Source organism: Pseudomonas emilianonis (assembly GCF_023072625.1).
GTDB classification, from domain to species: domain Bacteria; phylum Pseudomonadota; class Gammaproteobacteria; order Pseudomonadales; family Pseudomonadaceae; genus Aquipseudomonas; species Aquipseudomonas paraveronii.
The window spans coordinates 1-7,883 of sequence record NZ_JAKNRV010000250.1 but is presented as its reverse complement, the minus strand read 5'-3'; the positions used below and the strand labels follow the sequence as shown (position 1 = coordinate 7,883).

The following is a 7,883-nucleotide window of genomic DNA, read 5'->3' as shown; positions in this document are numbered from 1 at the left end:
CCGGTGGCCACGCGGTTGGCCGAGGCCGGCTACGACGTGCGCGGTTGGGCTCGCACGCCGCGGGTAATCGACGGTGTGAGCACCTTCAGCGGAGCGTCCGCGCTGCAGGGGTTTCTTACGGAGTTGGATGTGCTCGTCAACTTGCTGCCGCTGACCGCCGCCACTCAAGGTGTATTGGGCCGCGAGGTGTTCCAGTACATGGCGCGGGGCAGTGCCTTGATCAATTGCGGCCGTGGCCAGCACCTCAATCAGTTGGAACTGCAACAGGCCCTGGCCAGCGGGCAACTGCGTGGCGCCTTGCTTGATGTGTTTGAACAGGAGCCGCTGCCTACGGATTCGCCGTTATGGCACACCCCTGGGGTATGGGTGACGCCACACATGGCGTCTGCCGCCTCGGATCAATGCATCGCCCAGCAGGTCGCCGACAACGTCTCGCGGCTGACGGTGGGACTGGCATTGAACAATCTGGTCGATCCCGAACAGGGTTATTGAGCGGACAGCGAATTAATCACTGCGCGTTGCGTGCTGCGTTGTCGGCGCGAGGCGTGTGCAGTCTGAATTGTCTTGGCATGAGGTCATCCATGAAAACATTTTTCCATCCGGCACAGCGTCTGCACCATCCACGTTCCTACCTGTCGCGTGGGCAGATGCGCGAGCCGCTAGAGGTCCCCGCGCGTATCGACCCGCTGCTGACGGTGGTCAAGAAGCTCGGCTACCCGCTGCTGGAACCTGCCGACTCCGGTCAGGCGCCACTGGCCGCGGTGCACAGCCCGGCATACCTGGAATACCTGAGCAGCGCTTACCAGCAATGGCACGAGGTGCCTGAGGACTGGGGTGATGAGGTGATGTCGAACATTTTCATCCGCGAGGGCAATCCGCTGCGTGGAATCCTGGGCAAGACCGCCCGCTACCTGGCCGACGGCAGTTGCCCGATTGGCCAACACACCTGGCAGGCCGCTTACTGGTCAGCGCAAAGTGCGGTAGCCGCCGCCCAGGCAATTATCGAAGGCGATGACGCGGCATACGCACTGTGCCGTCCACCGGGACACCATGCCCGTGCCGAAGGCGCTGGCGGCTTCTGTTTTCTGAATAATGCGGCGATTGCTGCCCAGGTGTTGCGAGGCAAGTTCGCCAAAGTTGCGGTGCTGGATACTGACATGCACCACGGCCAGGGCATCCAGGAGATTTTTTACGACCGCGATGACGTGCTCTACGTGTCGATCCATGGCGACCCCACCAACTTCTACCCGGTAGTGGCCGGCTTCGACGACGAAACCGGCACTGGCCGAGGTGAGGGTTTCAACCTGAATCTGCCGATGGCCCACGGCTCCAGCGAGGCGGATTTCTTCGCCTGCATGGACCAGGCCGAGGCAGCCTTACGCGCCTTCGCCCCGGACGTACTGGTGCTGTCGCTGGGCTTTGATATCTACGAAAACGACCCGCAGTCCAAGGTCGCCGTCAGCGATGAAGGTTTCCGGGTGCTGGGGCAGCGAATCAAAGCGCTGGGCCTGCCGTGCGTAGTGGTGCAGGAAGGCGGCTACGACATCGCGACGCTCGATGAAAACGCCGCGCGGTTCTTCGACGGCTTGACCGCTTCGCGCTGACAGTCATTCGCCCAGGCTGATTAACCCACCAAGGTTTCCAGCCCGGGCTTACCGAGCAATACCTAAAACAACAAGGGTGCAACTTACGTCACGGCGCAAGTTAGCGGTCGGGCTTGACCTTGCCCGCTGCAAACACACCTGATCAATAACAATAAAAATTCAACGCTGCCACTCTTAAACGTTGGCAAAAAGGAAGTGCACTATGTGGATCAAACTTTTTACCCTGGGGATGGCCGGCGCCAGTGTCTGCCTGAGCAGCACCGTTGTGAGCGCGGCAGAGTCAGACAAAGGTTTTATTGAAGACAGCACGACGTCGGTAGGCTTGCGCAACTTTTACTGGAATGCCGACAACCGTAACGGCAGTTACCGCAACCCCGAAGGCGAACGGCAAAGTTTCCGTCAGGAGTGGGCGCAAGGGGTACTTGCCAAGTTCAACTCAGGTTATACGCAGGGGCTGATTGGCTTCGGCGTGGATCTGCATTACATGGGGGCGCTGAAACTCGACGGTGGCAACGGCCGCGTCGGGGATGGCATCGGCAATGGCGGCATCGTTGCGCGGGACAATCAGGGCGAGCCTAAAAGTGGCTACTCCAAGGCCGGTGGCGCGGTGAAGATGCGTGTCGGCCAGACCGAATTGGCCTACGGCGATCTGTTCCCCGATTCGCCGGTGCTCAAATACGGCGACATTCGTCTGTTGCCGCAAACATTAAGGGGCTTCAATGTCACGGATCGCTCGCTCGATGGCCTGACCCTGAATGCCGGGCGTTTTGTCTCCAGTAGCGATCGGGCGCAACCCAATCATGGTGGGCATCTGGGCACGGCTTATAGCGGGCGTCAGGCTGATAGCGAGTTTGTCAGTTATTACGGCGGTATTTACACGGGGGTCAACAACCTCAAGATCAAGTTATTTGGTTCCGAACTGGATGATATCTGGAATCAGCAGTTCGCCTCGCTTGACTACCGCCTGCCATTGACCGTGGGCGGCGTGGTGAACACCGGCGTCAACTATTACCGGACCCGCAATACCGGCGCGGCATTGCTGGGCGATATTCGCAACGATGCCTGGAGTGCGCGTGCGGGGTATGCGCTGGGTGGGCACAAGTTTGAACTGGCCTATACGCAGATTGATGGCGACCAGCCATTTGACTATGTCTGGAACAGTTTTGATATCGAGCTGGATGCGGCCTCCCAGGGCAGTGACTTCAACAGCCCCAACGAAAAGGCCTGGAGTGCCCGCTACGATCTGGATGCCGCTGTGCTTGGCGTGCCGGGCCTGACCTTCACCGCGCGCTACATTCGCGGTACCGACATCAATGGCAGGGATGCCGGCGGCGCCTACTCCCGATACAAGGCCGTGCGAGATGGCTCACAGTGGGAGCGGGACCTGTGGGTCAAATACGTGGTGCAGTCAGGACCGGCGAAGAACCTATCGCTACGGTTGATGCTCGCCTCGATGCGCACCGGTGGCGATTACGGCGCGATTGCCAACGACCTGGATCAAACACGGATCATCCTTGATTACCCCTTGGACCTAAGCTTTCTGCGATAGCTCAACCATAATCGCTGCGGATCCTGTGGCATTCTCAGCGCCGTGATGATTCGCTGCTGATGGAGCTAACAAACCCAAGACTACCCGGTTTTAGTGGATCGGGCAGTCTGCGGGTTGCTTTGCGACAACGCTGTAAGCCCAGAGTGTTGGCGCTGCCCTTGATTTCAACCGGCAGGAGCGTCTGCTATTGGCCGTTCTCTGCCGATCATGGTTTCAACGCGTATTGGTCAAATCCGACGCAATCGCTGGTCAGGTCGAATGCAAACGGGTGGTCAAGTGGCGTGCAACTTCGCACCGGGGTGCCTTCACCCGCGTCGCCGATCTGAAGGCAGCTATCCGCCCATTTATCGAAGCTCACATTGCAAGCAACGTCTGAAAGGTGAACGACGCTCATCACATTTGAATGGAGAGCCGCAAACCGATGGTTTCAAGAAACAACGAATGAACCCTGCGAGGGTAACGCGCCATCTTCACCGACGCGCGCCACACAACCTTTGATAATGCTTCTTGTTTGCTCTAAAATCAGTGTCTTTTTTGCCCTAGGACCTTCCAATGTTCGAGTTGCAGGCCGTCTCTTTCGAAATCCCCGAGCGCACCCTCCTGCACCCGCTGGACCTGACCCTGCCCGATGGCCAGATCATCGGCTTGATCGGGCATAACGGCTCCGGGAAATCGACCCTCCTCAAGTTGCTTGCCCGCCAGCAAGCCGCGAGCCAGGGAACGGTAACGCTCGATGGCGTGCCGTTGTCGGCCTGGAAAAACCGCGAGTTCGCACGGCAGGTGGCCTACTTGCCGCAACAACTGCCCGCCGCCGACGGCCTCACCGTGCGCGAACTGGTGCGCTTTGGCCGCTACCCGTGGCATGGCGCCCTGGGACGCTTGAGCGAGCAGGATCACGCGCAGGTCGAACAGGCCCTGGAACTGACTCACACCACGGCCTATGCCGACCGCCTGGTGGACAACCTCTCTGGCGGCGAACGCCAGCGGGTCTGGCTGGCCATGCTGCTGGCACAGAACAGCCGCTATCTGCTGCTCGACGAGCCGACCTCGGCTTTAGACATTGCTCATCAGGTCGAGGTACTGGGGTTGATTCGCGAGTTGAGCCACAAGCTGGACCTCGGCGTGGTCGTGGTACTGCATGAGATCAACATGGCTGCGCGTTACTGCGACCATCTGGTGGCGTTGCACAGCGGCCGGTTGCTGATCCAGGGCCCACCGGCGGACTTGATGAACAGTGAAGTCCTGGAGTCCATCTACGGCATCAGCATGGGCGTCATGCCGCACCCGCGCGATGGATCGGCGATCAGTTTTCACTACTGAGTGATTCCACCGGGTCGCAGTTTTTTCGGGGGGCGGCGTTAGCCGGGATGGCATGTTGCTAGCGAATCCGTGTGTCAGCAACGCAGCCTCGCGAACACGTGCGCTCCACACACAATCCATTCGCTTGGCGCACAGTGGGATCAAATCCAAACATTTGTCCCTCAGGCACAAACCCGCTTGCCGGATGGCTTGACCTTAAGCGGACAGTTGCCGCATAGCTCGAGCTCAGGCAACAGGTAGCGCACGCAGCAGACCTTACGCTCGCGGCGCAAGCTGGCTTGACCGTGTTCATCGTTGATGGGCAGATACTGCACCGGTTGGAAAAGCGGATTGCGGGTACCATCGGCGCGGGTCTTGGTTTCCAGCAAGAGGCGGCCTGGCGCCAGGCGTTCGGCGGGCATGCCGGCCTTGGCCATCAGGTTGAGCAGGTTTTCGAAGTAGTTGCCCGCATTGCTCCACAGCACCTTGGGCGACAACTTCACCTGACTGGCCATGGCCTGGAACAGCGGCTGCAAGTGATCGTCCAGCAAGCCCGAGAACAGCTCGAACGGATCGCTTACATCGGCCGCGAACGGCTCGCCTTTGCCGATCAGGCGAAACGCCTGGGGCAAGAGCTCCTCATCCAACACCAGGGCTGTGTCGGCCAGGGACAGCGGCAGACGCCAGCGCAACAGCAACGTGGCCCCCATCACGGGTGGCAGCAGCTTGACGATGTAGTGCTTCGCCCACAACGACGCCAAGGCACGGCGGTCGCTACCGCTGTAGCGCTGGCCGAAGCGGCCTTGCAAGTCGCCAAAAGCGCTGGGCGCCAACAGCGTGTGGTAAGGGGTGGCCGGACGAGGATCGTCGTCCAGCACCAACACTTCCCGGTAGGTTTCGAAATCACCACGAAACAGCGGTGCAAGCACGTCGATCATCAGCCCCTGGCACCCTTGTTGATGAAAATGGACAAATGAGAAACAACATCATTTACCCAGCATACCCGATCGGCCGCCAATATTCAGCCATCAGGCCGAGACGCTTAGACCGGCCGCGCGGCGGGCTTCAGGGGCCGATTGGGGCTGACGAATGCCCTCCAGTCGCTTCTCCAGGGCGGCGGCGATCTCCCCGGAGCGTGCCGGCAGCACAGACAATAGCGTGTCGCTCAGGCCATGGGACTGCTGGCTGAAGCCCTGGATAAAGACCGGTGTTTCCAGCTCCGGGCGTGCCAGCAGTTGATAATCGCGATCGACCCGGAAATCGTCCAGATAGTCTTTGAGTGGGGCGAGCAGTTCGCGATGCGAGCGACGTTCGTAGCCGGTAGCCAGAATCACCGCGTCGTAGCACCGCGCCTCGGTGCTGCCCGTGCCCAGGTCGCGCAGTTGCAATTGCACGCGGCCATCAACCTCACTGGCGCTTTCGATCATTCGCCGGCAGAGGAAACCGTGGCGATTGATGCCGGAGACTTTCTGGCGATAAAGAATTCCGTAGATGCGCTGGATCAGGCTCAGGTCCACCACCGAGTAGTTGGTGTTGTGGTACTCGCGGATCAGCCGCTCGCGCTCGGTTTCCGGCTGGTTGAACACCAGGTCGGTGTAATCGGGACCGAAAATTTCGTTGACGAACGGGCTGTCGTCAGCAGGCTTGAGCACGCCAGCGCGCAGGATTATGTCGACTTGCACGTTCGGGTAGCTGTCATTGAGGTCAATGAACGCCTCGGCGGCGCTCTGCCCGGCACCGACCACGGCGATACGCATCGGCTCTCCACGGGTGCACGGCTGGGTGGCCATGGCCGACAAGTAACGGCCATGGTGGAACACCCGTGGGTCGTCCTTGAAGCCGGCAAACGCCTGGGGAACCTTCGGTGTGCCACCCGTGCTGACGATCACCGAGCGGGCCTGGCGGCTCACTTCGCGACCGTGCAAGTTCTGGCTGATGACATTCAGATGCCGCACCCGACCGCCCGCTTCGACCACAGGTTCGACGCGCAGTACTTGCTCGCCATAACGGCTCTGCTCGGCAAATTGCATAGCGACCCAGCGCAGGTAGTCGTTGTACTCCATGCGGCACGGATAGAACGAGCCCAGGTTGATGAAGTCCACCAGCCGGCCATGGACCTTGAGGTAGTTGACGAACGAGAAACGGCTGGACGGATTGCGCAGGGTCACCAAGTCCTTGAGGAAGGAAATCTGCAGTTCGCTTTGGGCGACCAGGGTGTTGCCGTGCCAGTTATAGTCGGACTGGCGCTCCAGGAAGAGCGCGTCGAAGGCCTTGCCGCCCTGCTCCGCGCGCTCTTGCAAGGCAATGGCCAGGGCCAGGTTGGAAGGGCCGAAGCCGATGCCAATCAGGTCGTGGGGAGCCGTCGGGGTGAGGTGCTGGGTCATGTGACCGATTCCTTCCAGAGAGGGTGAGAGAGCGGGCCGGAACATCGGGGCTGGCCGCCAGATAACGTGTTCTTAGAAGACGCTCGCGGCCTTGGCAAATTTAGCGCCCTCTGGTCGCTTAGCTGATTCAAGGGCCGCTAAGGACCGCGCCAGGTCGGTCATGAATCGCGGGTGGCGGATAATGTCCAGGTGGTGCGCATCCGCCACGCAGCGCTGCTCGACGACGTTGACCAGGGCGCTCCAGTCGCGCAGGCGTTCGCTGCGGGTCAGGGAGTCGGCGGCCTGCCAGACATGCGCGTCTATCGCCAGTGGCGCATGCACATGGCGGGCAGCTTTCAATCGCTTGTCGAGCAACGCCCACTGTTCGAATTCCCGAGACAGTAGATCCGGCCCGTCGCTGGGCAATTGCCCGTCGCAAGCCAGCACATGTTCGGCCAGGGCATCGCGCTCATGATCGTCCATCAGCGCGAACAACCCACGCCACTGGGCAGCCATGGTCGAGCGGGCCAGCCAACTGTCCAGCAGTGGTTGCGCCTGGGCGCGCGCGGCCTTGTCGAGCGGCTGCCGTGGATGGAATGGCACCGACTCGAACACATCCACCAAGCAAAGCAAATCTACTTGGGCGCGCCCTTGCAGCAAGCGCGCGGTCTCCAGGGCCAACTCGCCCCCGGACGACCAGCCGAGCAAGGCGCAGCGCCCGCCCTTGACGGTGCGGGCAATGTAGTCCGCGTACTCGCCGGCCAGCGCTGGCAAGTCGTAACCACGCCAACGTTGTTCGGTATAGACATGGCTGACAAAGCCATACACCGGCCGTTCGCCACCCAGGGCATCCACCAGCGGCTTGAATTCGCTGCTGTTGACGATCAAGCCCGGCAGACAAAACAGCGGCACGCCGTCGCCCGAACGCGACAAAAACACCACTTCCGGGTCGGCCACTGGCGGTGGGGCCAAGCGTTCGGCCAAGGCGGCGAGGCTCGGGGCATTGAGCAGGTCGGCCAGGCTCAGCTTGCGCTCCCCTTGCAGGCCCTGCTTGCGGATGCGCGCAAG

At 60.9% G+C, this 7,883-nt stretch carries 7 protein-coding genes; 4 read left to right on the top strand and 3 right to left on the bottom strand.

Annotated features, from left to right (window positions below):
• From L9Z73_RS21140 to L9Z73_RS21125, 4 genes are all read left to right on the top strand, one after another.
• On the top strand, positions 1–492 hold a 492-nt coding region (locus L9Z73_RS21140; RefSeq protein WP_247405032.1), incomplete at its 5' end, for an NAD(P)-dependent oxidoreductase.
• Positions 493–581: 89 nt separating this feature from the next.
• Positions 582–1,604, top strand: a complete 1,023-nt coding sequence (locus L9Z73_RS21135) for a histone deacetylase family protein (protein WP_247405029.1) — start codon at positions 582–584, stop codon at positions 1,602–1,604.
• A gap of 202 nt (positions 1,605–1,806) precedes the next feature.
• Positions 1,807–3,153 carry an OprD family porin gene (locus L9Z73_RS21130; protein WP_247405026.1) on the top strand — a complete coding sequence of 449 codons (1,347 nt, stop codon included), beginning with the start codon at positions 1,807–1,809 and terminating at the stop codon, positions 3,151–3,153.
• A 552-nt stretch (positions 3,154–3,705) separates the two neighbouring features.
• Positions 3,706–4,473 carry an ATP-binding cassette domain-containing protein gene (locus L9Z73_RS21125; protein WP_095021401.1) on the top strand — a complete coding sequence of 256 codons (768 nt, stop codon included), beginning with the start codon at positions 3,706–3,708 and terminating at the stop codon, positions 4,471–4,473.
• 161 nt (positions 4,474–4,634) lie between these two features.
• Here the strand turns inward: L9Z73_RS21125 and fhuF are convergent, their stop codons facing one another.
• The 3 genes from fhuF to L9Z73_RS21110 all read right to left on the bottom strand — a co-directional run.
• Complete coding sequence (gene fhuF, locus L9Z73_RS21120) at positions 4,635–5,390, bottom strand: siderophore-iron reductase FhuF (RefSeq protein WP_095021400.1); 756 nt, start codon at positions 5,388–5,390, stop codon at positions 4,635–4,637.
• 90 nt (positions 5,391–5,480) lie between these two features.
• On the bottom strand, positions 5,481–6,836 hold the full coding sequence (locus L9Z73_RS21115) for a lysine N(6)-hydroxylase/L-ornithine N(5)-oxygenase family protein (RefSeq protein ID WP_247405022.1): 1,356 nt from the start codon (positions 6,834–6,836) through the stop codon (positions 5,481–5,483).
• 72 nt (positions 6,837–6,908) lie between these two features.
• On the bottom strand, positions 6,909–7,883 hold a 975-nt coding region (locus tag L9Z73_RS21110), incomplete at its 5' end, for a thioesterase domain-containing protein (RefSeq protein WP_247405019.1).

What these genes read in the sequence shown, in the direction of transcription:
- L9Z73_RS21135 (WP_247405029.1), top strand. Translation starts at nt 582, where the DNA reads ATGAAAACATTTTTCCATCCGGCACAGCGTCTGCACCATCCACGTTCC.
- L9Z73_RS21130 (WP_247405026.1), top strand. Translation starts at nt 1,807, where the DNA reads ATGTGGATCAAACTTTTTACCCTGGGGATGGCCGGCGCCAGTGTCTGC.
- L9Z73_RS21125 (WP_095021401.1), top strand. Translation starts at nt 3,706, where the DNA reads ATGTTCGAGTTGCAGGCCGTCTCTTTCGAAATCCCCGAGCGCACCCTC.
- fhuF (WP_095021400.1), bottom strand. Translation starts at nt 5,390, where the DNA reads ATGATCGACGTGCTTGCACCGCTGTTTCGTGGTGATTTCGAAACCTAC.
- L9Z73_RS21115 (WP_247405022.1), bottom strand. Translation starts at nt 6,836, where the DNA reads ATGACCCAGCACCTCACCCCGACGGCTCCCCACGACCTGATTGGCATC.